Origin of the sequence: Alteromonas stellipolaris (assembly GCF_001562115.1) — a bacterium.
Lineage (GTDB): Bacteria > Pseudomonadota > Gammaproteobacteria > Enterobacterales > Alteromonadaceae > Alteromonas > Alteromonas stellipolaris.
Genome location: NZ_CP013926.1, coordinates 199,486 through 224,016, shown reverse-complemented (window position 1 = coordinate 224,016; position 24,531 = coordinate 199,486). Strand labels below are relative to the sequence as shown.

Annotated in this window: 23 protein-coding genes; 9 read left to right on the top strand and 14 right to left on the bottom strand. The window is 44.9% G+C overall.

The genetic code is table 11. From position 1 onward, the window contains the following. Positions 1-16 precede the first annotated feature (16 nt). Both AVL57_RS00930 and AVL57_RS00925 read right to left on the bottom strand, forming a co-directional pair. A complete protein-coding gene (locus tag AVL57_RS00930) occupies positions 17-1,159 on the bottom strand; it encodes an efflux RND transporter periplasmic adaptor subunit (RefSeq protein WP_057794747.1) in 1,143 nt (380 codons plus the stop codon). 429 nt (positions 1,160-1,588) lie between these two features. After that, positions 1,589-2,272, bottom strand: coding sequence for a DNA-J related domain-containing protein (locus AVL57_RS00925; protein WP_231701263.1), 684 nt, complete (start codon positions 2,270-2,272; stop codon positions 1,589-1,591). A 217-nt stretch (positions 2,273-2,489) separates the two neighbouring features. On the opposite strand from AVL57_RS00925, the gene AVL57_RS00920 reads away from it, so the two are divergent. Next, positions 2,490-3,206 carry a DUF1499 domain-containing protein gene (locus AVL57_RS00920; RefSeq protein ID WP_057794751.1) on the top strand — a complete coding sequence of 239 codons (717 nt, stop codon included), beginning with the start codon at positions 2,490-2,492 and terminating at the stop codon, positions 3,204-3,206. A gap of 97 nt (positions 3,207-3,303) precedes the next feature. On the opposite strand, the gene AVL57_RS00915 is transcribed toward AVL57_RS00920, so the two are convergent. Together AVL57_RS00915 and AVL57_RS00910 are read right to left on the bottom strand one after the other, a co-directional pair. Beyond that, positions 3,304-3,621 (bottom strand): DMT family transporter, encoded by a 318-nt coding sequence (locus AVL57_RS00915; protein ID WP_057794753.1) that lies wholly within the window; start codon positions 3,619-3,621, stop codon positions 3,304-3,306. 55 nt (positions 3,622-3,676) lie between these two features. After that, entirely contained in the window at positions 3,677-4,279 is a 603-nt protein-coding gene (locus AVL57_RS00910; RefSeq protein ID WP_057794755.1) for a LysE/ArgO family amino acid transporter, read from the bottom strand. Positions 4,280-4,428: 149 nt separating this feature from the next. On the opposite strand from AVL57_RS00910, the gene AVL57_RS00905 reads away from it, so the two are divergent. The 8 genes from AVL57_RS00905 (at position 4,429) to AVL57_RS00870 (ending at position 13,553) form a co-directional block, all read left to right on the top strand. Beyond that, positions 4,429-5,316: an ArgP/LysG family DNA-binding transcriptional regulator gene (locus tag AVL57_RS00905; RefSeq protein ID WP_057794757.1), complete on the top strand. Its 888-nt coding sequence runs from the start codon at positions 4,429-4,431 to the stop codon at positions 5,314-5,316. Continuing rightward, positions 5,313-5,906 carry a class I SAM-dependent methyltransferase gene (locus AVL57_RS00900; RefSeq protein WP_057794758.1) on the top strand — a complete coding sequence of 198 codons (594 nt, stop codon included), beginning with the start codon at positions 5,313-5,315 and terminating at the stop codon, positions 5,904-5,906. The genes AVL57_RS00905 and AVL57_RS00900 overlap by 4 nt, the downstream gene beginning before the upstream one ends. 139 nt (positions 5,907-6,045) lie before the next feature. Then, positions 6,046-7,977: a diguanylate cyclase gene (locus AVL57_RS00895; protein ID WP_138118153.1), complete on the top strand. Its 1,932-nt coding sequence runs from the start codon at positions 6,046-6,048 to the stop codon at positions 7,975-7,977. Between the two features lie 73 nt (positions 7,978-8,050). Continuing rightward, positions 8,051-9,004 (top strand): DUF3034 family protein, encoded by a 954-nt coding sequence (locus AVL57_RS00890; RefSeq protein WP_057794763.1) that lies wholly within the window; start codon positions 8,051-8,053, stop codon positions 9,002-9,004. A gap of 70 nt (positions 9,005-9,074) precedes the next feature. Continuing rightward, a complete protein-coding gene (locus AVL57_RS00885; protein WP_231751151.1) occupies positions 9,075-9,482 on the top strand; it encodes a group I truncated hemoglobin in 408 nt (135 codons plus the stop codon). Between the two features lie 129 nt (positions 9,483-9,611). Continuing rightward, entirely contained in the window at positions 9,612-11,732 is a 2,121-nt protein-coding gene (locus AVL57_RS00880; RefSeq protein ID WP_057794768.1) for a TonB-dependent receptor, read from the top strand. A 204-nt stretch (positions 11,733-11,936) separates the two neighbouring features. Continuing rightward, positions 11,937-12,536 carry an outer membrane beta-barrel protein gene (locus AVL57_RS00875; protein WP_057794770.1) on the top strand — a complete coding sequence of 200 codons (600 nt, stop codon included), beginning with the start codon at positions 11,937-11,939 and terminating at the stop codon, positions 12,534-12,536. A gap of 183 nt (positions 12,537-12,719) precedes the next feature. After that, complete coding sequence (locus tag AVL57_RS00870; protein ID WP_057794772.1) at positions 12,720-13,553, top strand: mechanosensitive ion channel family protein; 834 nt, start codon at positions 12,720-12,722, stop codon at positions 13,551-13,553. Between the two features lie 142 nt (positions 13,554-13,695). Here the strand turns inward: AVL57_RS00870 and AVL57_RS00865 are convergent, their stop codons facing one another. The 10 genes from AVL57_RS00865 to ridA all read right to left on the bottom strand — a co-directional run bounded on the left by AVL57_RS00865 (position 13,696) and on the right by ridA (position 24,508). Further along, positions 13,696-14,877: a BaiN/RdsA family NAD(P)/FAD-dependent oxidoreductase gene (locus AVL57_RS00865; protein ID WP_057794774.1), complete on the bottom strand. Its 1,182-nt coding sequence runs from the start codon at positions 14,875-14,877 to the stop codon at positions 13,696-13,698. A 195-nt stretch (positions 14,878-15,072) separates the two neighbouring features. Next, a complete protein-coding gene (locus AVL57_RS00860; protein ID WP_057794776.1) occupies positions 15,073-16,086 on the bottom strand; it encodes an ABC transporter ATP-binding protein in 1,014 nt (337 codons plus the stop codon). Further along, on the bottom strand, positions 16,086-17,606 hold the full coding sequence (locus tag AVL57_RS00855; RefSeq protein WP_082604994.1) for an ABC transporter permease: 1,521 nt from the start codon (positions 17,604-17,606) through the stop codon (positions 16,086-16,088). Before AVL57_RS00855 ends, AVL57_RS00860 begins: the two co-directional genes overlap by 1 nt. Continuing rightward, complete coding sequence (locus tag AVL57_RS00850) at positions 17,603-18,637, bottom strand: extracellular solute-binding protein (protein ID WP_057794778.1); 1,035 nt, start codon at positions 18,635-18,637, stop codon at positions 17,603-17,605. The genes AVL57_RS00855 and AVL57_RS00850 overlap by 4 nt, the downstream gene beginning before the upstream one ends. A gap of 16 nt (positions 18,638-18,653) precedes the next feature. Next, positions 18,654-19,463 carry a hypothetical protein gene (locus AVL57_RS00845; RefSeq protein WP_057794780.1) on the bottom strand — a complete coding sequence of 270 codons (810 nt, stop codon included), beginning with the start codon at positions 19,461-19,463 and terminating at the stop codon, positions 18,654-18,656. 405 nt (positions 19,464-19,868) lie between these two features. After that, positions 19,869-20,342, bottom strand: a complete 474-nt coding sequence (locus AVL57_RS00835; RefSeq protein ID WP_057794783.1) for a peroxiredoxin — start codon at positions 20,340-20,342, stop codon at positions 19,869-19,871. A 9-nt stretch (positions 20,343-20,351) separates the two neighbouring features. Further along, a complete protein-coding gene (locus tag AVL57_RS00830) occupies positions 20,352-21,176 on the bottom strand; it encodes a class I SAM-dependent methyltransferase (protein WP_057796461.1) in 825 nt (274 codons plus the stop codon). After that, positions 21,169-23,241: an ATP-dependent DNA helicase RecG gene (gene recG, locus AVL57_RS00825; RefSeq protein ID WP_057794785.1), complete on the bottom strand. Its 2,073-nt coding sequence runs from the start codon at positions 23,239-23,241 to the stop codon at positions 21,169-21,171. The genes AVL57_RS00830 and recG overlap by 8 nt, the downstream gene beginning before the upstream one ends. Positions 23,242-23,386: 145 nt before the next feature. Next, positions 23,387-24,118: a tRNA (guanosine(18)-2'-O)-methyltransferase TrmH gene (trmH, locus tag AVL57_RS00820; protein ID WP_013786065.1), complete on the bottom strand. Its 732-nt coding sequence runs from the start codon at positions 24,116-24,118 to the stop codon at positions 23,387-23,389. Positions 24,119-24,121: 3 nt separating this feature from the next. Further along, entirely contained in the window at positions 24,122-24,508 is a 387-nt protein-coding gene (gene ridA, locus AVL57_RS00815; protein WP_057794787.1) for a deaminase RidA, read from the bottom strand. Positions 24,509-24,531: the final 23 nt, after the last annotated feature.

The window sequence follows — 24,531 nt, the reverse complement described above, 5'->3', positions numbered from 1 at the left end:
GTAAACTAATCCTATCTTAACGTGAGCCGCGTGACGTTGACTGCCACTCGCTGGTGTTTACTTTACTGCCAGGTTTCACTTTTTGGTAACCAGAAACAATAAGTCTATCGCCTTCTTTAATACCCGAAGTGGCAATGTATTGGTCTTTGTAGATATCGCTAGTTTTTAGTGCGCGAACTTCTACTTCGTCATTGCTGTTGACTACATATACCGATAACGAACCATCTTGTTGACGCATAGTGGCGCGCTGAGGCACCAATAACGCTTGTTCTGTACCGGTAATAACATGGCCTTTCACGAATAAACCTGGTAACAACAAGCCATCTGGATTTGGCATTTCGGCGCGAAGGGCAACTGAACCAGTACTTTCATCTACGGTAACTTCTGAAAACTTCACGCTACCTGTGTGTTCATATTTTTTACCTGTGGCTTCATCAAGTGTTAGCTCAACAGGCATAGAGCCCTGCTTTTGCATAGCTTGGCGAAGGGTTAAAATAGCGCGACCCGACTCCTGCATATCAATAAAGATAGGGTTTAATTGCGTGATAGTGGCAAGTTGTTGCGTCTGGTTGGTAGTCGCTAGCGTACCTTCGGTTACAAATGAGCGACTGATACGGCCGCTAATTGGCGCATACACTTTGGTGTAGCCTAAGTTAACTCGCGCTAAATCTACCGCTGCTTCAGCAACAATAATTGCCGCTTGTGCTTGTTCTTTTTGCGCAATAACATCGTCGTATTCTTGGCGACTAATCGCATTTTTTTTAATCAGGTCGTCGTAGCGACGAGCTTTCGCTTCTAACGTTTTCAAATTCGCTTCGGCGCTTTTAACATCAGCGATGGTGCTATTTAACTGAGCACGGTAGCGCGCATCATCAATTTGATATAGCTGCTGGCCTTTTTCAACCTGTGCACCTTCTTCAAATAAACGCTCTGTAATCACCCCATCGACCTGTGGACGTACTTGCGATTGCCGAGACGGCGTTACCCTTCCTGGAAGGATCATTTCATGGGTTACCGATTGGCGAGCAATCGTAAGCACAGACACAGATTGTGGCGGCATAGCTTGCTGCCCTGCACCCGCCTGTTCAGACTCAGACGAACACCCAATCGCACCTACCAACAAAGCTAGGGTAGTGATGACATAAAAAACGCGTTTCATAATAATTTCTCGAATTTAAAAACTAACGGTTACCGGCAAACGAGAACGTTTAACCCATAAACTTAAATTTTGAACCAATATTATTTTAGGTAGCTTCCATGCGCCGAGTTATAAATACCTTGGCATTACTCAGCCCGATCACATCCAACTGGACTAATGAGATCGTAAACTTCAAATGCAGCGCGACATTGCAGTAACTTAGCAAAGTAGCAAATTACTGTGACGAAGGGGTTACTCTCCTGCCAGCACGAATAATGACAGACCTATATTCATGGCATACCTGACACAATATTTGCATTGTGTGCGCATATACTAAAGATTAAAAGTAAAGGGAGTCGAAGATGCAAATCTTGTCGGTCAGTTGCAGTATTTTTATACTGCAACGGTAAACTAAGGGAGTAAAACTCGCTTCTCATTCAACTTTTAGCATCAGAGCCCGTAATACCGCAATAAAGTTTGGTACGCCGAAATTACATTCTGCGCTGCTTCATGGCTTCCCCCTTTGTCTGGGTGCACTGTTGCCAACTGCTTTCGGTAATGCCTCTTAAGTATCGCTAATGTGATGGATACAGATTCGTCTAAATTGAGTAAAGTGTGACATTGCTCAATACTTTCTTTTGAATCAAAAACGGGGTCGGCCCCCGTCATTCGCTGCCAAAAACTATTCAATAAAGCTTCTACATCGGCTTCGCCAGTACTGGTTAAGTTTTGCCAGTTCAGGTAGTAGTCAGCAAGTGAATCGCTTTTACCCAATGTTGTGGTGTTACTCTCACCGTTGCTTTGAGCACTCGATTTCAAGGGCAATAGCACTATACGGGTAGTATGAATATCTAGCTCGCCTACCAGGGCATCACGCCAAAGGTTTCTTAGTAAATATAGGGCATGAAACAAGATAAAGTGCGTATTGAACAAAGCGAGGGGATCGCGCAGCGCATTGTCATTGAACAACTGATAAGGAGGTGACTTAAGTTGAGAAATTAGCGCGTACTCTGTCATCCCTTCCTCAAACTCTGCTTTTTTAGTGGAAAGTATGTCTAACAACAACTCCACTTTTTGCGCATTTGTTACGTTAAAAGAAGGTATCTCTTGGGCATTCCCCATGGTAAACCTCATGTTTGTATCAGCCTATAGCATAGCAGAGGATGCTTAATTCCCCTTACCTAAAAGCGCACTTGGGCTTCTGGTACCTTTGTAATTTCACTGCTCTATATGATTTTTGTAATATATCAAAAAACCTCTCCCACAAATTTAGTGGAAAATTTGAACCAAAATAGCCAAATGGCTGTTAAAGTTATGTTATTCAAAGCAACAATAATAATTAGGAGCTCACTTGAAAGCACTTATTGCATTGACCAGCATTATCGGATTTTTAATGGTGGTACTACCAGGCCCGCTATATCAATACGCAGGCGTCGATTTAGGTACCGCATTTACCTCGCTGCGCTATGGCGTATATGTGGGTGGCGCAGCCATTATACTTATTATTCTACAAGTACTAATAAAACGTAAAAGCGTCAGCTGGGGAAGTACATTTGTTTTTGCTGTATTAGCGTTAATTGCCGTCGCCATGCCAGTAAGCATGATGGGCAAAGCCAGTACCGTACCGCCTATTCACGATATTACTACCGATGTGACCAATCCTCCGGCGTTTGTGGCTATTGCACCGCTGCGTGAAAATGCACCAAATCCTATTACTTACGAAGGTGGTGAGGTAACGCGTCAGCAAATCGATGCTTACCCTGAAATTAGAACCCAATTATTGGCGCAAAGTATTGATGAAGTCTTTGCCGCTAGCGAGCGTACTATTGACGCACTAGGCTGGGAGCGTGTTGCCGATGGCGCATTGCCCTATACATTAGAAGCGACTGACACCACCCAGTGGTTTGGATTCAAAGATGATGTGGTTATTCGCCTTAAAGCTAAAGACGATAACACCCTGGTAGATATTCGTAGTAAGTCTCGGGTTGGTAGAAGCGATTTAGGTAAAAACGCCGAGCGCATCGATACCTTTTTAACTGCACTTCGCGCCCAACTAAACCCTAACTAGACGCTAACTAATCGTTACCGTTAGGCTATACACAAAAAAGCTCAGGTACTACCTGAGCTTTTTTATACCCGACATTCTGATAGTGAGCTTAGTGAGCTTAGTGAGCTAATTTCAATACCACTACGCCTGCCACGATAAGGGCTGCGCCAAAATAGCGCGCGATAGAAGTAGGATCGCCATAAAACACGACCCCAACTAAAAACGTTCCTGCTGCGCCTATGCCTGTCCACACAGCATATGCGGTACCTATGGGAATATTTTTTTGCGCCATCCATAAACAAAAACCACTGGCCGCCATAAACCCTATCGCTAACAATATCCCCATCACGCGGGTTTCAGCCTCTTGAGACAGCTTCAAACCCACCGGCCAACCTATTTCTAATAAGCCAGCCACAATCAAATAAACCCAGCTCATTTTATCTCCTTTTACCCTCAGCCTTTCACCAATCGCTTTAACTACTGGCCTTGTACTACAAGCTAGCCAATTGAATACTTACCGCCCCTAATACTGCTGCGTTTAAGCGGTTGAACCAACGCCAAAATGACGGGCGCTGCATATGGTGCGCGAATTTAGCGGTTAGGGTACTTAGTCCCACAAACCATACGATAGATGCCCAAATTGCACCGAAGACAAACCACCATTTATTCAGTTGCCACTGGCTAGCTAGATTTCCCATCAACAACAGCGTATCTAAGTAAAAATGAGGATTCAACCACGTCACCGCCATGGCAATAAGAAAGGCTCGCTTGAATGACGTTTGCTTCTTCGACATTTCAAGCACAAGTGCATCATCAGCCATAGAAGCTTTAAGCTTGTTAAACGCAAACCATAGAAGAAACACAACGCCGGCCCATTTAGTTACTGATACCAACAACGGATATTCTTGTAACAGCAGCCCGAACCCCATTGCTCCTAAGCTAATGGAAATGGCATCGCTCACGATAAACAGCAGTACGAACAACCCTGTCCATTGACGCTTTAAAGACTGTTCGATTAAAAAGCTATTTTGTGCACCAACGGCAATTATTAGGGTGCCGCCCATCACAAAACCACTCAACGCTGCCGCAAACATGAACTAAACCTCAAAAATTGAAATGATTGAATAAGAGGCGTTGATTTTAGCTACTCTTTTAGACTAAATTAAATTAATAATTTTTCTTTGTTATTAATTTAATTAATACAATCAAGAGCACTTAGTTAATTAGAGAACCAGCCTCCATCATGCTTGATTACGCCGCCCTACACAGTTTTCGCGAAGTACTACGCTACGGTAGTTTTGAGCGCGGTGCACAAGCACTCAACCTGACTCAGTCGGCAGTTTCGCAAAAGATAAAGCGACTAGAACAACAAGTGGGCGGGCCGGTTTTGGTACGAATGAAACCGTTGAAAGCCACGCCACTTGGCGAACAACTCTTGTCCCACGTGCAAAAAGTGAGTGTATTAGAAGAGCAACTAACCACACGCAGCGGGGCGGCGGACAGTGCTTCGCCACTGAGTGTGGCAGTAAACAACGATGTGCTAGCTACATGGTTTACTGAGGTGATGGCAAGCTTCAGCGAGATACGTTCTAACCCCGTACATATCTATAATGCTGATCAAACCCAAACCCGCACCCTATTGCAGCAAGGTAAAGTCATGGCCTGCATTAGCCAAACTGGCACTCCCATTACCGGCGGGCAGTCAGCTAGGCTGGGAACCATGAATTATCAACTCTATGCATCACCCAGCTTTATAAAACGTTACCTTAAAAATGACGTAAGCCCTGAGCGGGTAATGGGCACACCGGGCTTACTTTATGACGAATTTGATGCCACCCTACTCACCGATTATCAGCGAGAGTGTTTAGACTTCGCACCGTCCCTAACCACATGTCATTGGTATCCGTCGTCTCATGGATTTGCAAAAATGGCCATAGAAGGCGTAGCGTGGGCGTTATTGCCAACCTTACAAGTTAAACAAGAAGTTGAATCGGGCCAGCTCATCTCGCTATTTCCTAGCAAACAATTAGGTGTGCCTTTGTTTTGGCATTGGACAGAACAGGCATCAAGTGCCCTTGGCGATTTTAGCCAAATGGTTAAACACATATCAAAAGAACAGCTAACACCATGAAGTACAATAAACACATCGCGTATTACCACCAGCATGCTTCAAAGCTTGCTTCACAATATACTAGCGTTGCATTTGAGGATGTACATGGTGAATGGTTGTCACATATACCATCGCCAACCCATACCACTATATTAGACATAGGTGCGGGGGCAGGCAGAGACGCGAAAGCCTTGGCCAATATGGGAAATCACGTTACTGCTATTGAGCCTGCAAGCGCGTTAATGCAATCGGGCATGGCCTTTACAGGAGAGTCGGTAACGTGGATTAAAGATACCCTGCCCTTACTGACATCACAAAAAAAACAACACTACGGGTTAATTTTAATTAGTGCCGTTTGGATGCATCTAACCCACGTTCAGCAACAGCAAAGCTTGCAACGATGTAGCCAATTGCTTTTTGCCGAAGGACATTTAGTAATTACTTTACGACACGGCGAATTTGATGACGAACGGGTAGCTAATCCGGTGAATGTAAGTGACACCATCGAGTTCGCAAAATCTTGCGGCTTAACCTTAATGCATAACATCGCCTCTAGTGACAAATTGCACCGTCAAGGGGTGAGTTGGCAAACATTGATCTTTACAAAATAAGCAGAAATGTCGCTTCACTCCGAACACTTTTCATACTAACCTAGTGCTCGATTGCAGGTTAAATAAGCAACATAAATCCCAGCAACGTTATTCAAGCACAGTTAATTAAGCAAAGTTGTAGCCATCCGGAGGGCTTTTTTTGGCTGTAGTAAATAGACGTACCTGTTTCTTAATACTTTTCGCCGCATTGGGGATGCTGTTTAGCCTTTCTTTTTCTGTGTCTGCAATCCCTGAGACTGAAGCCACAGCTGCTTCTGACACTACACCAGGTGCAATTAGCGAGAATGCATTACGTGATTTTGAAGAGTCCATTTTTCTGCATCCTCAGCAAACCTACCGCAAATTAGTCACACTCGCGCAAGCAAATGACTTCAGCAATGAAGGCCGAGTTTGGTTACTGCTACGAAAAGCACAGTCCGAAAATGTATTAACCCTATACAAAGAAATGGATGCCACCCTAGTTACTGTTGCACCGCTCGCCAATGTAATGACCAACGAGCAGCATGCGCTGTGGCTTTATTTACAAGGGAGTCGGATGCACCAAACAGGCAATATTTCAGGCGCTATCGACACTTTAAAGTATGCAGTTGAAGTCGCCAAAGAAAACACTAACAGTACTATTTATGTGCTCGCTATTAGAGAATTAGGTTATGGGTTTGCACTTTCAGGGGACTACTACCGCGCCACCCTCATACTGCAAGATGCTTATAAAAACCTTGTCACTTTAAACAACCCCTTTTTTAATGGGTTATTAGAAGAGAGCTTAGGCGACACCTATAACTATTTGGGGAATTACACAAAAGCCATTGAGTATTACGAAGGTGCTCTTACCTTCTTCGAGTCAATTGGCTACCAACCCCATGTTGCCAGTACCTTGTTGGGTTTAGCTATGGTGAACCGGAAACTAGAGAGTTGGGATGATGCACTTTCCTATTTTAACCGTTACGAAATAGCACTCAGCTTTACTGACAATCACAGCGAAAATTTCTATTTGCATTATGGCCGCGCCATGACGATGGCAGAAAAAGGAGAGTGTAACCTTGCTATTGGTGCTATTGATGATGCATTGAGCTTATCGGGGCCCATTGATTACAACGCAGAACTATACAAAAAGCGCGCCCTATGCAATTTGACCCTTGATAACTTGTCTGCAGCTAAACAAGATTTATCGAAAGCACGTACTATCTTTAACGGCATAGAAGCATTACACAATACGCAGTGGCATTTAGAGCTTGATTACATTGCAGGTTTAGTGGCATTTAAAGATAATCGCTTCGAGCAAGCTTTTGAATATATTCATATGTATTACAAAGACTTTCTTGAATTGCAGCGATTAAACAATTCAGAATATGTCACACAAGTACAGGCTACGATGGAGGCCGAGCGTAAAGACAAAGAAATAGCCCTATTAAAACAACAAACCCAACTGCAAGCGGTAACGGCAAGGGAGCAATCGCTGAAAGTACGACAGAAAAATATGATGCTATCAGGAGTAGCATTAATATTTGCCTTATTGCTTATTTTTGTGATTTTCCAAAATAAAAACGCAAAAAAACTACTGGCGTTATCTATTCGAGACGAGCTTACTGGCCTGCACAATCGGCGTTATTTCTTTGATTACTTTGAAAATAACTTGGTTAAGCTGAACCCCAACCATGTTGGATTGGCACTCATTTCTTTCGACATAGACAACTTCAAACACATTAACGACAACCTTGGTCATCACGTGGGCGACGAAGTCATTAAAACCGTGGCGCAAACTGCAGCAAATACGCTACGTACTAATGACGTTATTGCACGTATTGGGGGAGACGAGTTTATTATTGCCCTTCCCCGCACCACACTGTTACAAGCTAAAGAAATAGCCAAACGAATTCTCGAGAATATTAGAAGTCACCGTTTTATCACGAAAGAAGGCGCAGATTTTAGTGTAACGGCTAGTTTGGGCGTGGCTTATCATGATCAAAATAAGTTTATTGCTTTAGACGTAAAATCACTAATGGAGTCTGCCGACACAGCGCTATACCAATCTAAGCGTGCTGGCAAAAATCGCTTCACGGTTGCAGCTTAGGAAAAACGCGTGCAAGGCTTTATTTCTGGCAAAACTGACCTATTATTTAGGTAACCTTCAAGAAAGGGACTTTATGATCAAAGCGATATTGTTTTGCCTAGGCTTTTGTTTAATTTCATTTTTCAGCTGTGCAAACACGGGCTCTCGCCTAACTGCAACGGGCGGCATTACCGGGTTTGAAGGTACCGCTGGTGGTGGTATCACCCCTTGGGCCTTTATTAGCGGCTATGGCAGTAAAGAAGAAATTAACGGCACCGCCAACGTTCAATACCTACATTTAAACGACTACACCTTAACCACCTTTGGTGCCAGCTTAGGCATTTACGACCGCATAGAATTAAGTGTGCAGCGCCAAAGCTTGGATATTTCATCTGGTATTACTAGCAATGTCTTCAGTTTACTCACCGATGGAGCAATTAGCGCCGCCCAATCTACCCGTATCGACATGGATATTGTGTCTGCAAAAGTGAAAGTGTTGGGTGATGGTGTATTTACTCAACGTTCTTGGATGCCCCAAGTGGCTGTTGGTGCCCAATATAAAAAGCACCGAGATTTTGATACCACCCTTCTATTGCCTGATGGCAGCGGCCCACTTCCCAATCAAGGTGTAGCACGCATACTGGGCGCTAAAGATGATAGCGGTACTGACTTTTTTGTTTCTGCCACCAAACTTTATTTAGGCCACATTAACGGCTTTAACTTATTGACCAATTTAACTGCCCGCTATACCAAAGCTAACACCTTTGGCTTACTTGGTTTTGCTAGTGAGAATGACGATAGTTATAAAGTGGAATGGGAAGGCTCCTTAGCGCTGCTAACTAGCCCTTCAACCGTAATCGGCGTTGAGTTTAGAACTCAAACCAATCGCCTAGGCGGGTTAGCTGAAGAGGATACGGTAACCGACGCCTTCATTGCTTACTTTCCCAATAAGTCATTTTCCCTCACCGCAGCTTATGTAGATTTGGGCAACTTGCCTATGCAGCCTAGTTCGACAGGCTTCTATCTAACTGCCACTGCAAATTTTTAAGTTGGTGATGATGAGTAGCTATTTACAGAAAAAAAGAATAACGACAGCCGCAATCGCGTTACTTTTAAGTATGTTAGGAGGTATAAGCGGGTGCACTTCTACGCTAACGGCAAGCCAAACTTCTGCTAGTCTGTACGATGAAATAGGTGGCAGTAAAACCCTTAACACTGTGTTTGGTGTTGCTATTAATCGAATTTATAAAGACCCTGTTATAGGGCATTATTTTAATGGCGTGCCTAAAAGTCATTTACGCAAACAACTGGTATCACAAACTTGCGAGCTTATTGGCGGCCCTTGTGTTTACGAAGGCAAAGCCATGTTAGAGACCCACAAAGATTTAAATATTAAAGAACGAGAATTTTATATTCTGGTGGAGTACGTTCAGGGCGCTATGCGAGATGTAGGGCTGACTTATCAGCAAGAAAATCAAATACTGCAAAAATTAGCCCCGATTAAATATGAAACTATTTATCTGTAATTAGTGAGAAGGTGCCCAAGACAGTTGTCTTATAAAATCTAAATATTAACTCTTACGAATAAAAAAGCTGCGTCCAATACGTTATCTTACGCGTAAGGTTAATATCACCATCAAAAAAGACAACTTTTCATGTATTTACGCTGTGCTCAATTGCCTTTACGTTTCTCTTCCGTTTCCATTGCGCTTGCATTGTCATCAACACTTTTCATACCCGTTAGTTACGCACTAGACGATCCCGACGCGGTACCAGAACCAGATATTGAACGCATACGCATTCAAGGCAGCACGCAAACACAAAGTGGGCAATTTGTTTCAGCCTCTCAAGGTTGGGTATCGGGCGATACATTAGTCGAGCGCCCCATGCTTCGCACAGGCGAAATGCTAGAGTTTATTCCAGGCATGATGGTGACCCAGCACAGTGGTTCAGGTAAAGCGAATCAGTACTTTTTACGGGGCTTTAATTTAGACCATGGTACCGACTTCGCAGTCAGTGTAGATGGCATGCCAGTAAATATGCGAAGCCATGGCCACGGACAGGGTTACTCAGATCTTAATTTTGTAATTCCTGAAATGGTAGACAACTTAAGCTATTTTAAAGGCACCTACTACGCCAACATTGGCGATTTCTCTAGCGCTGGCGGCGCGTATTTTAGTTCTAAAGATAGCCTTGAAAGTAACCAACTGTTTGTAACCTTAGGTGAAGACAACTATCGCCGTGCCGTAACCCTAAATTCAGCCAGTATTGGTAAAGGGACGGCTATTGCCGCTTTGGAATACCAAACCTATGACGGCCCATGGACAGACATTAACGAAGACGTAAAGAAAAAGAACGCTAATTTACGTTATATAGTGCCTTTATTTGATGGTGAATTAGCCATTAGCGGCATGGCTTATGAAAACAATTGGAATAGCGCCGACCAAGTCCCTGCTAGAGCTATTGAAAGCGGCCTAATAGACCGATTAGGCTCGATTGATACTCAAGTAGGCGGTGATTCGTCGCGATACAGTTTGTCAGCGCAATACAGCAGCGACACGATAAATGCATCGCTTTATGCTATCGATACCGACCTTACCCTTTTCTCTAACTTCACCTATTTCTTAGATAACCCAGATATGGGAGATCAATTCGAACAAGCTGATGATAGAAAAATCTATGGGGGTGAATTATCTACAACACTTCCTCTTTCTACTCCATTTACCGTTGTCGAAGGAAGCAGTATTACCTTGGGTGGGCAATGGCGATATGACGATATCGATAATGTAGGGTTGTATCGCACACAAGACTTGCAGCGTATAGGTACTAATGGCGAAGGTATCATTCGTGAAGATGCGATAGAAAGTAGTTCTTACGCTGCCTTCGTCCAGTCAACAATAATGCTCTCAGATGCACTGTCTCTATCACTAGGTGGACGTTACGACTACTTTGACGTAGAGGTAGACGGCCAAAGTGAAAACAGCGGTAGCGAAAGCGATGGTATGTTTAGCCTAAAAGCGGGCCTGAAATATCGCGTTACCGACACGGTTACCACCTTTGCCAACATAGGCCAGGGTTATCATTCGAACGATGCTCGAGGGACTACCATTACTCAAGACCCGGTCACAGGTGAAGCCGTAGAGCCCGCACCGTTATTGGTTCGCTCACTAGGTTACGAAACCGGCATTAACTGGACTGACGACAAAACGTACAATATTTCAGCTGCGCTTTGGCAGTTAGAATTAGACAGTGAGTTAGTATACGTAGGTGATGCGGGCTTTACCGAAGCAAGCCGCCCCTCTAAACGTTACGGGGTGGAGCTAAGCGCTTATTACTGGTTAAGTCATCACCTTACTGCCGATGTAGAAGCGGCATACACCAAGGCACGCTTTAGCGATACCGTTGATGGTGAAGGGGATCATATAGACGGCACAGTACCTGTAGTAGTCAGTGCGGGTGCTACGTGGTACCAGCGAAGCAATCAAAAAGGCTTCAGTTATACCTTGCGTGCAAGGTACTTAAGTTCACGCACAGTAGATAGCTTTGATGTTATTGAACCGCCTTCAACCTTTTTGTTAAACACCCAAGTTGCTTATCAACATAGCGATTGGCAAGTGGGTTTAGAGGTATTGAACCTGCTTGATAACGATGCACACGACATCGATTATTACTACGCCTCTCGTTTACCTGGCGAGCCAGAAGAAGGGGTAGAAGACTTACACTACCACCCCGTAGAACCAAGAACCGTTAGGCTTACCTTTGGGATTAAGTACTAGTTTGATAATGCCGCGCAAAGTGCTTGTTGTAATACATCATTTATAAAGTACTTTGCGCAGCATACAAACAACTTTTTTCACTATTCAGCATAGGTAAAAACGTCTTCTTTTTACCTGAATATTGATTAACTTAGCGTTCATTTTTCGTTCATCTCACATCCCCTATTCTTCTTATTAGTTCTCCCAACCTAATAAGGATATTCAATGTATAAACTACTTATCGCTCCAACCTGTTTTTTAGCAGCCAGTGCTGTATTTGCGGCTGATAAACCTATTAATAATGCCCCCTCCTACGACTTTGCGCAGGTTTCATTAGTGCAAACGGAATTTGCTGATATAGATATGTTTACCCCGAAAGGCTTTGAGTTCAAGGCAAGTAAAGAATTTGGCATGAACTTCTTTGGCGAAGCCACCTACTTTATGGCTGATGACAAAACCCAAGGGGTAAACATGGATGTGGATCGCTGGAAAGTAGCACTTGGCTACATTCACCATTTCTCGAACCGCACAGTATTAGACGGTAAAATTGGCTATGGTGAAATTGATATTAAAATAAACGACAGTGACAATGCCGTTTCTGCAGGCACCGAGTACTTTACCGGTGAAGCCAATATTCGACATATGATCACAAACAATCTGGAAATATATGGCGGATTAGAATGGCAGAAGTGGGATGAAGGTTCTGATCAAAAAGCCTATAAATTAGGCACGCAATACTTTTGGGATTCAATAGCAGTTGGCGGTGAATATACCAAATTCTCCGATTCTGAAGTGTTTGCCGCCTTTGTTCGCTATTCCTTTTAAAAACCCTTAATCATCTGATTAATATAAATAAAGCAGTGGAAAAATTGCTTATTTCACTGCTTTACTTTCACCTCTTCATACTATTGATGAATACCTTTAATGTTGATTATGGCCTATAACATAGCGGCTTGAAGCACCCTTACGAATCATTAAAGAATAATCATCGTTATGAGGAATTTTAACATGGAAGAATTTATTGCATCACTTGATGTTGATCAGTATCTCCCTGGCGCACTAGCGTGGGCCACCAATATACTACTTGCGTTACTTATATTAATTATAGGCATGTGGGTAGCAGGCAAAGCCTATAAGGGCATGGTTGCACTAGCCGGTCGATACCCCCAATTAGACGACACCCTATTTAAGTTTTTTGGCAGCGTAATACGCTATACCATCTTAGCGTTTGTGGGCATAGCCGTACTTAACCGCTTTGGTGTACAAACCGCTTCTATCATTGCATTACTGGGCGCAGCCGGGCTTGCCGTAGGCCTAGCGCTACAAGGCACACTGTCTAACTTAGCCGCTGGCGTTATGCTTCTTATCTTCCGCCCATACAAAGTAGATGACTTTGTAGAAGCAGCAGGCAAGTTTGGGAAAGTCACCGAAATAGATATGTTCACGACTATTTTGCAAACTTTCGATAACCAACACATCATCATTCCAAATAGCCAAATTTGGGGCGAGCAAATTACCAACCACTCACACCATGAAATTCGCGGTGTAGATATGACCTTTGGTGTCGCTTATGGTGAAAGTATCGATGCAGCTCGCGCCGTTATCGATAAAGTACTTGCTGAACACCCGCATGTACTTAAAGAGCCAGCACCGTTTGTTGAAGTTGAAACCTTAAACAACAGTTCGGTAGACTTCATTGTGCGTCCTTTCTGTGAAGGTCAGCACTACTTCGATATTCGTTACTCAGTGCCTGAGCAAATTAAGAAAGGGCTTGATGAGGCGAACATTGAAATTCCATTCCCACATCGTAAAGTTATTTTGGTTAACGAAACTAACCAGTAACTAGTTTTGATGTGACACAGGTAAGCACAAAAGCAGCTATGTAAAAATAGCTAAAAGTGACTGTTCAATGTTACTGAACAGTCGCTTTTTAGTATGCGCATTTTGACTTAATTTATGACTTGATTCATAACTTGATTTATAACTATACCACCTGCCCTGCTGCCCAGCCGCTGCTCCAGGCCCACTGGAAATTAAAGCCGCCTAGCCAGCCGGTTACGTCTACCACTTCGCCTATAAAATACAAACCTTCTACATTCTTAGCCATCATGGTTTTAGACGATAACTCGTCGGTGTTTACACCACCTATGGTAACTTCAGCGGTTCTGTAACCCTCGGTGCCGTTGGGTTTTATTTGCCAGTTTTCTAGCGTATTGGCAATAGCCTCGCATTCACTGTGGCTTAGTTGCTTCACCGGCACGTTGCGCCATTGATGGTATTCAATAAAGCTTTGTACCATGCGTTTAGGGAACACCTTGTTTAAACAGGTTGCCAGTAAGGCATCTGGGGTGTCGGTGCGAGCGGTGTTGATAAGCGCCTGCGCATCTTCGGTAGGCATAGTATTAATACTTAGCGCATCACCGGCTTGCCAATAGCTTGATATTTGTAGCATGGCTGGCCCGCTTAGGCCGCGGTGGGTAAATAGCATGGCTTCACGGAATGAGGTGTCGTTACATTCTGCATTTACATCTATGGCAATGCCACTTAGTTCTGCTAGTACGTCTTTGTCTTTATCTTGCAGAGTAAAAGGTACTAGTGCCGCTCGGGTGGGCAGCACGCTCAAGCCAAACTGCTCTGCCACTTTGTAGCCAAACGGTGTGGCGCCTAGCTTCGGCATGCTCAAGCCGCCGGTGGCAATAACGAGTGACTCACACTGGTATTCACCCATAGAGGTATTGAGCGTGTAACCTGTTTCGGTTTTCTCAACGCTTAGTATTTCACAGCGAGGGGTAATGGTTACACCAGCTTTGTCGCACTCTTTTAGCAGAAGCTCGACAATATCTTTCGCGCTGTCGTCGCAAAATAACTGGCCTAGGGTTTTCTCGTGGTATGCAATGCCGTGCTCGGCAACCAATCCAATAAAGTCCCATTGGGTGTATCGGCTTAGGGCCGACTTACAAAAGTGCGGGTTTTGCGATAAGAAGTTTTCAGGCCCAGCGTACATATTGGTGAAGTTGCAGCGTCCGCCTCCTGACATAAGTATCTTGCGGCCCACCTTTTTGGCGTGATCGAGCACTTCTACACTGCGCCCACGGGCACCGGCTTGCGCTGCACAAAACAGCCCAGCTGCACCAGCACCAATTACGATTACATCACGCTGTTTCACACTACTCACCTTTAATTGCTATACCTGACTTAAACTTTTGCTTAGCCGAACACGAAAAAAGTAAGGCATTAGGGCAAAAAAGAGCTGAATTATACGTAATTGCTGGGGGGCTACAATGTGTGCCAGCAGTTTAATTTTAAACCACTGGCATAGGGTATTGGTAGTTAGGGGTTTTTAATCTTTAAGTGCGAAGACTTATGCTTGCGCAAACACCGCTAATGGGTGCGTAGTAATTAGCGCCATGTGTGCTCTAGCACCAGGTTTGATAGCGTTTTCGTGGCTTACTCGTACTTTCAATTGGCTGCCACTGTCTAGGGTTACGGCATATAGGCGGCTTTCGCCTTCGTAACGCACCCAATCTACGGTGCCATTGGGTGATTCATGCTGCGCACTTAAACTTAAATCATCAGGGCGCACTAACAAATCCACTTTGCCGGTAGCACCATCTACTGAGGTACCGGGCACTGTGCCAATTTCAGTGGTGACAGTATCGTTCGTGAAAGTACCGGGAACGAAGCTAGCTTCACCCATAAAGCGGGCCACAAATCGGCTAGCAGGCTCTGAATAACAAGCTTCTGGGGTAGCAAGTTGCTCTAGTACACCTTTGTTTAAAATACCGACTCTATCACCTACGCTTAACGCTTCTTCTTGGTCGTGAGTTACCCAAATAGCAGGTACACCGGCGGTTTTAAGGGCATCACGTATTTCCCAACGAAGGCTGTCTTTTAAGGCGGCATCTAGGTTTGAAAGCGGTTCATCTAGCAACACGAAAGCGGGTTCGTGTGCCAAGGTGCGGGCTAGCGCAACTCGTTGTTTCTGACCACCGGATAAGCGAGCAGGCTTGGCATCACGAAAATTTTCAAGACCGAGAAGCTTCAACCAGTGATCGGCAAGTTTAGTGTCTTTTAATCGAAAGCAGACATTTTGCTGAACGGTTAAATGGGGAAACAGGGCGAAATCTTGAAACACCATACCCACATTACGTTTTTCAGGGGGAACAGTTTTCTTAGGTGTGGCGGTCCAATTCCCTAAGGTCATTTGCCCTTCTGAAATAGGAATAAGTCCAGCTAATGCCTGTAAAATAGTGGTTTTACCGCAGCCTGTTGGACCCACCAGCATAAGAATTTCGTCTGAACCTAATGCTAGGTTTAGCTTATTCACTACACGGGTAGCACCATAATCAACTGACAACTCACTAACTTTAAGCATTAACTACGTTCATCCTCGGAAACGGTAAACTGGGCGCGGCGTTCGCCAGAAAGCATTAATATTAATCCAAAGCCTGATAGCAATACCAGCAATAAACCTGGAACAGCTGCGCGGCCAAAATAACCTGCTTCGTATACTCGCCACATGTAGGTGGCTAGAGTTTCAAACCCTGTGGGCCCTAACATTAGAGTGGCAGGTAGTTCTCGCATGGCTTCTAAAAACACCAGCGCGGCACCGGCTATCATGCCTCTTAGGGTAAGTGGCAAGGTAATGCGCATAAATGCTTCACGAGGGCTTGCACCTAATACTCGCGCCGCTTTCACTAATCCAGTATCTAAATTTTCTGCGGTACTACGCACACTGCCCACAGCAAGGGGGATAAACCGCAGTACATACGCCATTACCAACAAACCCAAAGTTTGATATAGGTAGGGCAACTGAAGTCCGACATAAACCAACGCGGTACCCATTACGATACCGGGTACGCCGAAACCAAAATAAGTAATGCGTTCCATTAAACGGCCGGCTTTGCCTGCAATAGCCGCTTGGGCAACGGGTATGGCTAGAATAACCGCCACAATCGCCGCCAAGAATGAAGCATAAGCCGAATTCCATGCATAGCTGAATTCAAACCCACCGGTCCCTTCCCGTATTAACCACAGGGTAAATACCGCTAGAGGCAATACAATTGCCAGCAATAATATAGGCATTGCAGCTAGTAACATAAGGTTACACTGCCAACGTGCTGGCCATAGACTTAAATGCCTACCGGGGCGTTCTTTAGCGCCGCTAATTCGACTTTCTATAAATAAGATTAATCCTACAATCACCATTAGCTGCAAGCTCAGCATGGCAGCTTGGCTTAAGCCAAAGGCATTGTATTCAACAAATATAACCCGAGTGAACGTGTCTAACCCCATGATGGCAGGCGTACCGAAATCAGACAGAGCGTAAAGTGCAGCTAATAAGGCACCGGCAGCAATACTGGTCGCGACGCGGGGCAATACCACACGCCATAAGCTGGTGTATAAAGATACGCCAAGGGTGCGAGCCGCGTTTATTAGGCTGGCATCAAGGCTTAGTAACGATGCCCGTGTGGTCATCATCACAAAAGGATAGGTGTACAACGACATAACCAGCGCTGAACCCCATAGGCCATCAATACTGGGAGTGGAAATACCTAATACGTTTTCTATTTCGCCGCCACGACCAAATGAAAAGTACATGGCAAAGGCGCCAATATAACTGGGTAAAGCTAAGGGCGCGGCTAATAAAATTAACCAAAACCGCTTGAAGGGCATTTGAACATAGGCAGTAAACAGCGCTAACGGCACGCCTATTAGCACCGAGCCAATAATGGTTAACACCATAAGAGATACGGTATTCCCGAGTACGCGCAAATTGTGGGTGTCGAAGATTTCTGCGCTATCTGATGCTAACGAAAATAAAACGCCTACTGGCAACAATGCCATTAACGCGATAATTAGAGCCAGCGGGTACGACTTTGGCCAGTTGCTCACAGCACCCCGACTTTTCGCATAAGGTTAAGCGTAGGGCGTAAATCTGCTAGTTTTCGAAGATCCATATCCGGCGGTGATATTTCAGATAATGCAGGTAAACCTTGCGGTGGTGTTACCCCCTGTACCAGCGGAATTTCATACGCTTCGCTTGCCAAATAACCTTGCACTTCACGGCTAAGTAAATAGCGAATGAAGTTCACAGGTAAATCACCCTCGCTTAACGCCACAATACCAGAGGCATTCACTAAGCAGCCTGCATCGTTTTGCGTATAGGCAAGAGCAACATTCGCGTTTGGCTTACCGGCCTTTAAACGCAGTGTGTAGTAATGGTTTGCAAAGCCCATATCCACTTCGCCTCGTTCAACGCCCATCACTACGCCAAGTTCGCCTGCGTATTTTTTCGCTTTGCTATTAACGCCTTTAAGCCAATCGGCCGTAGCCTTTTCGCCTTCTAAAATGCGCATAGCGGTAACAAATGACTGGAACGATGCATACGCAGGTGCCCAGCCTAGTGCTAAATCACTATCGGCTAAGGCCATTACGCTATCGGGAATTTGGTCAGGTGTTACACGTTCTGTGTTATACGGCAACGTACGAATACGGCCGGTAACCGGTGTCCAACTAGGATACTGGAAACCGTCTTTCAATTGGGTGGTTAAGTCGGTAGGTAACGGCTTAGCTAAACCTGAGTCGGTTACCATGCCGATGCTACCGGTATCTACTGCCCAAAATAAATCGGCGCGTTTCACCCCAGCTTTTGCTTCCGCAGCAAGGGTGTTAGCTAACGCGGCTGAAGCGCCGCGCCTAATTTTTAAGTTAAGCTTTGGATTTCGTTTTTTAATGGCATCGAGCACATTTTCATACAAACCACCTTCACCACGCCCCAAATAAAGGGTGAGATCACCTTCCAACTTAGGCAGTGATTCTACCGACACACTTGCGATAGTGTTGGCAAAGCTCAAACTGCTGATAGGTAAACTACCTAACGCACCTGCGGCGGCTAAACCTTGTAAAAATGTTCTACGTTGCATTTGAAAAAACTATTCCTTAGAAAACGTCTTTACGACTTTTTTCTGCTTCTACTAACAAGGAACGAGCGCGATCTAATTTCGTCTGCATAGTTTCCACTACGCCACGCACCGCTTCTACACCTTTACCGCCAGTAATTGCTTGTGGAAGGGTTACGTTAAAGTCTTTCTCTAAGTCTTCAACTAGGTCAGCGTCTAATTCAATTAGCGCCCCTTCTACCCCTTCAAAACGCTGTAAGTAAGTATCGTGAACCAATGTGGTGGCAACTTCAGTTAGTTGCTCAGCCGACTTTGCCACTACGCGATCTAAACGCTTTTTAATATCGTCGATAACTTCAGGCGCTGTAGTTGGTTCAACTTCAGTGGTTTGTACTTTGGCAACCAAACCCTGCTTTTGATATTGTGACGCAAGTTTAACTGCGCCTAACGCTTGCCACAAGGCTTGATTAAGTTTGGTTTGCTCTGCACGAACGTCTTCTAGTGATTTACCGTTTTCGATACCCATTTTAATGCCATAGATACCTTGCCAGATAGATGCATAAACAGGCACATATTGAGTTTCTATCGCGGAATGGAAATCAACTTCTTCCCAATATTCAATTAACACGTCTGTGTCTACGTTCTTGCTGTCTTTTTCGTAAGCATCTACAACACTGCCGAATTTTTCTTCTAACCAGTGTACTTCTTCCGTGTACTCACCAATATGAGCCTGAAGGTTGTTTACATGTTCGCTGATCACACCATTTGCAAAGGCGCTGCTTGTGCCGAATGAAAAGGTCACTGCTAATACTAATACCGAGGCACTTAGCTTCTTAAGTGTTGTTGTCATCATTTTTCCTAGTACGCTTTTAATTATGCAAATGATACTTATTATCATTAATTAAGTAAAGGTAACTCGACGTATGATTATGTCATACTTTCGCATTACCAAATTGGCTTTAAAGTCAGTAACCACGGTGTTTTCAGTGAAAGTAGCGTTAAGCAATTCATCGTATAACCGCCATTTACTGGCTGTTTACAGCATAGTTATATTACATTTTAACGACACGATGCGATCAACTTTATTGATGCGAAGCAATCGTAAAAAGCTATTGATATTTTTATGACGTTGACTAACTTAGGCTGGCAAACTGAGCGTGGTTGGTAAATTTTGCGATCAAAAAAAGGCCTGAGCATCACTTCACATTATGCTCAAGCCTTTCGATAGGTTTAGTGCTAACTACTACACTTACTGTTACAAGCTTTTTAGCATGCTTTCAGCGTCACTTACTTCAAAGCGACCTGGATCTTCAACACTAATTTTTTTCACTACGCAGTCTTCAACTAGCATGGCGTAACGCATAGAACGCAGGCCACCAAAGTCACTGGTATTCATGTCTAAGCCAATTTGCTTAGTGAAGTGACCGTTACCATCTGCCAGCATCATAATCTCTTCAGCGTTGTTCATCTTACCCCATGCATCCATTACAAATGCATCGTTTACCGATAAGCAAATAACCGTGTCTACGCCTTTTGCTTTGATTTTGTCTGCCAATGCGACATAGCCTGGTAAATGTGCTTGAGAGCAGGTTGGCGTAAACGCGCCAGGCACTGCAAACATTACTACACGCTTGTCGTTAAAAAGCTCGGCAGTGCCGGGGTTTGTCATCTCACCATTTACTAAAAGGCTGAAATCCACCTCTGGCAAGGTGCTACCTACTTCTATCATGCTGCTCTCCTAGGATTTTTGACGTAAATACACATCGAATCTATGTTTTTTACTTTCTATTGCCATTGATGGATTGTTTCCGGCTAACACTGCTGCGCTGTTAGGCCGTTTCACCACTACTCTAGACGACGCTAATGCCAACGCGGGCGCGAGTAAGGCGTCGGCGTCGGGGTCGTGTCCAAGCAATTGTTGAAACAATCGCATTTCCTTCTTCACCAAGGCTGATTTCTTTTTGTGCGGAAACATAGGGTCTAAGTAAATCGCATCTACGTTCTCACCATTCCAGTATTGCATTACATTGGCACTATTTCCATGTTGTAGGGCGAATCGATCTGCAAGCTCTGGGTAGGCAGTTTTTAAACGTCGAATACCATCTTCAAGCAACGCCGCTACAATTGGCGAACGCTCAATCATAGTGACCTTGCAGCCTACGCTTATCAACACAAAAGCATCTCTTCCTAAACCCGGCGTAGCGTCTACTACATGCCATGGCTCTGTACTTTTAAGATCAGTATTTTTAAAATCAGTACTTTTAAGCGTATTGCCTTTAAACCCGATGGCTTTCACGATAGGTTCTTTTCTGCCACCGCCATGGGCTTTGCGATATAAACTGGCAGGAGAAGCAAAATCTACCACAACAGGCAGGGTTTTCTTTTCGTTTGCATCTGCAAGCCCAAGTACATTGTCGTTAACCTGCAAGTAAAAACCTTCAACAGGTTTTTCATCAATAGGAAAACCCCAGTTTCCACTGATAGTCAGGGCGAGGGCTTTGTCGCTTTCAAAATTCGCATCTATTTCGGTGCTAGCAATCACTAGAGGCAGAGTACTAAGCATGGCCATATTGCTCCTTATGCCCTATCCAGCGGTTGATAATCGCTTGTGCGTGGGAAGGATATTGTTCCCATAAGGTATACGCAATTTCTTGTACTTTGGGAATAAGCGCGGCGTCTCTCACTAAATCAGCAATTTTAAGCTCTGCCATGCCGGTTTGACGAGTACCCATAAACTCCCCTGGGCCACGAATTTCCAAGTCTCGCTGCGCAATATAAAACCCATCATTAGACTCACGCAGTACGCTTAATCGCTGAGTTGCCGTTTTAGACAAGGGGCTTTGGTACATGAGTACACATTGGCTTTCTACTGCGCCACGCCCTACTCGGCCTCGAAGCTGATGCAATTGGGCTAAACCTAACCGTTCAGGGTTCTCAATAATCATAATACTAGCGTTAGGAACATCTACCCCTACTTCAATTACCGTGGTGGCGACTAACAAATCGAGCTCACCAGCTTTAAAATCGGCCATGACTTGTAGTTTTTCAGCAGGCTTTAAGCGTCCATGCACTAAACCTACGTTAAGTTCAGGTAATGCGGTGCGAAGAATAACCGCAGCATCTTCAGCCGCTTGGCATTCCAATACTTCAGACTCATCAATAAGGGTACAAACCCAGTAGGCTTGCCTGCCATTTGCTTTGCACGCCGTGCGAACTCGCTCAATCACATCGGCTCGACGTGAGTCAGGTAACACCACCGTGGTTACTGGGGTTCGCCCTGGGGGTAGTTCATCAATAATCGATGTGTCTAGGTCGGCATAGGCGGTCATGGCCAGCGTTCTAGGTATAGGGGTTGCTGTCATAATTAACTGGTGAGGGTATCGCCCTTGTTGTTCACCTTTATCGCGAAGCGCAAGGCGCTGATGCACACCAAATCGGTGTTGTTCATCCACAATCACCAAGGCGAGTTGTTGGTATGTCACGCTTTCTTGAAATATAGCATGGGTGCCTACCAACATTTGCACGTCGCCACTTTCAAGCCGCGACAATACTTCGGTGCGGGCTTTGCCTTTAAGCTTACCGGCTAACCACCCGATTTCTATGCCCAGCGGTGCAAACCATTCGCGAAAGTTGTTCGCATGTTGTTCGGCAAGCAATTCGGTAGGCGCCATTAATGCTACTTGATGACCTGCGCCAATAGCGGATAGCGCAGCTAGAGCTGCTACTAAGGTTTTCCCTGAGCCCACGTCGCCTTGTACTAAGCGCATCATAGGCCTGGGGTGTTGCATGTCTTGCTGAATATCAGCCACAACTCGCTGTTGTGCCCCTGTGGGTGAAAATGGCAGCTGCGCCAACATCTTTTCAATAAGGGGCTTGTCTACCCTTATGCTAATGCCAGGCTGAGCATCTGAAAGCTTACGTACTTTGAGTACACTTAAATGGTGTGACAAAAGCTCTTCTAGAATTAACCGGTACTGCGCAGGATGAAGCCCTTCTTCCATTTCATGCACATCGGTATCGGGCGCAGGCCGATGTACCGCATGCAATGCTTCATTTAAGCTAATCTGGTCGCTGTACATGCCTTCAGGCAGTAAGTCGGCCAGTGCGCCTTTATCTAACATTTTAAGGGCTTGGTCGGTTAAATTTCGCAAGGTAAGTTGCTTTACCCCTTCGGTGGTGGGGTAAACAGGTGTTAGAGATTCTGCTTCAAGCGGCGCGTCTTCATCAATGAGTTTGAACTCAGGGTGCATCATTTCAATGCCCCACTTACCGGTGCGAACTTCACCAAAGCAACGAATAACATTGCCCGGCGTCATCATCGTGCGTTGTACTGCCCCAAAGTGAAAAAAGCGTAAAGTAATAGTGCCTGTACCATCGCTTAGCTTCACCACTAACATGCGTTTTTTGCCGTATTGAATGTCGGCGCTTTTTACTTCGCCCTGTACACTAACATGGGTAAACGGGCGGCACTCGGCCACACTGTAAACCCGAGTTCTGTCTTCATAACGTAGCGGCAGGTGAAACAGCACGTCTTGTAAGGTAAATAAGCCAATTTTAGCCAGCTTTTCGGCCACTTTAGCGCCTACCCCTTTTAGGGCGGTGATGGGCGTGGTGGCAAGAGTTTGCATTTGACCGACATTCCTTAAAACAAGCGTATGATTTCATTAGGGTAATGAAAGCAATCATTTATTAGAAACGAAGTGTAATAGATTGCGAGAAGCTTGGCGAGTATGGTTTAAGACCAGTATGACAGGTACTATAAGTATGAGCAGGCTAGGCGCGCGTAGACACTGCCTCGTCATTGTCAGATAGGGCGTGTAACGCTTCAGGCGTTAGCTGCATTTGCTTCCACCAACTTGCTGGTGCATCAATGCGGCCAATATCATCAATCGCAGGGTATGGAACCCCCTTCGTTTTACTTAAGGCGCACAGCCTTGGGTAACCTCTTTCAAACAAGAGTTTTTGACATTCTTCTTCCGGTAAATGCTCAACATCATACATGCCTGCTAGTTCACGTTGGCGCTGCGCTTCATAAAGCACAAGTGCTGCCGCTACAGACACATTCAACGACTGCACCATGCCCGCCATAGGGATGATGATATCCTGATCGGCCATGGCAATGGCTTCATCGGTAGCACCGTAACGTTCCTGCCCAAAAATAATCGCGGTAGGTTTGGTGTAATCAACTTCACGAAAGCCCACTGCAGTATCAGATAAGTGAGTGACTAATACCTGCATACCCTGCTGCTTTAGCGCACCTATAGCATTACCTAAACTGTCGTGATTAGTTTGGCGAACCCATTGCTGGCTGCCCATGGCGGTGTCGCCACGAAACTGATATTTCTCTTCCCACACGGTGTGAACACGGTGAATACCAATGGCATCACAGGTACGAACTACCGCCGATACATTGTGGGGTTTGTGTACATTTTCGAGGCAAACCGTAAGGTCGGTTTGCCTTTTTGCCAACGCACTACGAATGCGAAGGTAGCGCTCGGGCGACATTGCTTACTCCGGCAATTCCATCACGCCGTCGATTTCAATTTGTGCGCCTTTAGGCAATGCAGAAACTTGTACTGCAGCACGAGCCGGGTATGGCTTGTTGAAGTAACGGCTCATAATTTCATTAACCGTAGCAAAGTGACCTAAATCGATAAGAAAAATGTTCACTTTTACCAAGTCGTTGGTGGTGCCACCAGCGGCATCACACACGGCTTTTAAGTTTTCAAAAACCTGTACCGCTTGTTCAGCGAAGTCTTCTGACACCATTTCCATGGTTTCTGCAACCAAAGGAATTTGGCCTGAAAGATAAACCGTAGTGCCAGCCTTAACTGCTTGACTGTAAGTACCAATAGCGGCAGGTGCCTTATCGGTCTGAATAATAGACTTAGACATAATGGATCCTAAAAATTTTTTAA

What these genes read in the sequence shown, in the direction of transcription:
- AVL57_RS00890 (WP_057794763.1), top strand. Translation starts at nt 8,051, where the DNA reads ATGATCAAAGCGATATTGTTTTGCCTAGGCTTTTGTTTAATTTCATTT.
- AVL57_RS00885 (WP_231751151.1), top strand. Translation starts at nt 9,075, where the DNA reads ATGTTAGGAGGTATAAGCGGGTGCACTTCTACGCTAACGGCAAGCCAA.
- recG (WP_057794785.1), bottom strand. Translation starts at nt 23,241, where the DNA reads ATGCAAACTCTTGCCACCACGCCCATCACCGCCCTAAAAGGGGTAGGC.
- AVL57_RS00915 (WP_057794753.1), bottom strand. Translation starts at nt 3,621, where the DNA reads ATGAGCTGGGTTTATTTGATTGTGGCTGGCTTATTAGAAATAGGTTGG.
- AVL57_RS00875 (WP_057794770.1), top strand. Translation starts at nt 11,937, where the DNA reads ATGTATAAACTACTTATCGCTCCAACCTGTTTTTTAGCAGCCAGTGCT.
- AVL57_RS00900 (WP_057794758.1), top strand. Translation starts at nt 5,313, where the DNA reads ATGAAGTACAATAAACACATCGCGTATTACCACCAGCATGCTTCAAAG.
- AVL57_RS00910 (WP_057794755.1), bottom strand. Translation starts at nt 4,279, where the DNA reads ATGTTTGCGGCAGCGTTGAGTGGTTTTGTGATGGGCGGCACCCTAATA.
- AVL57_RS00845 (WP_057794780.1), bottom strand. Translation starts at nt 19,463, where the DNA reads ATGACAACAACACTTAAGAAGCTAAGTGCCTCGGTATTAGTATTAGCA.
- AVL57_RS00930 (WP_057794747.1), bottom strand. Translation starts at nt 1,159, where the DNA reads ATGAAACGCGTTTTTTATGTCATCACTACCCTAGCTTTGTTGGTAGGT.
- AVL57_RS00905 (WP_057794757.1), top strand. Translation starts at nt 4,429, where the DNA reads ATGCTTGATTACGCCGCCCTACACAGTTTTCGCGAAGTACTACGCTAC.
- AVL57_RS00835 (WP_057794783.1), bottom strand. Translation starts at nt 20,342, where the DNA reads ATGATAGAAGTAGGTAGCACCTTGCCAGAGGTGGATTTCAGCCTTTTA.
- ridA (WP_057794787.1), bottom strand. Translation starts at nt 24,508, where the DNA reads ATGTCTAAGTCTATTATTCAGACCGATAAGGCACCTGCCGCTATTGGT.
- AVL57_RS00830 (WP_057796461.1), bottom strand. Translation starts at nt 21,176, where the DNA reads ATGCTTAGTACTCTGCCTCTAGTGATTGCTAGCACCGAAATAGATGCG.
- AVL57_RS00925 (WP_231701263.1), bottom strand. Translation starts at nt 2,272, where the DNA reads ATGAGGTTTACCATGGGGAATGCCCAAGAGATACCTTCTTTTAACGTA.
- trmH (WP_013786065.1), bottom strand. Translation starts at nt 24,118, where the DNA reads ATGTCGCCCGAGCGCTACCTTCGCATTCGTAGTGCGTTGGCAAAAAGG.
- AVL57_RS00870 (WP_057794772.1), top strand. Translation starts at nt 12,720, where the DNA reads ATGGAAGAATTTATTGCATCACTTGATGTTGATCAGTATCTCCCTGGC.
- AVL57_RS00880 (WP_057794768.1), top strand. Translation starts at nt 9,612, where the DNA reads ATGTATTTACGCTGTGCTCAATTGCCTTTACGTTTCTCTTCCGTTTCC.
- AVL57_RS00850 (WP_057794778.1), bottom strand. Translation starts at nt 18,637, where the DNA reads ATGCAACGTAGAACATTTTTACAAGGTTTAGCCGCCGCAGGTGCGTTA.
- AVL57_RS00860 (WP_057794776.1), bottom strand. Translation starts at nt 16,086, where the DNA reads ATGCTTAAAGTTAGTGAGTTGTCAGTTGATTATGGTGCTACCCGTGTA.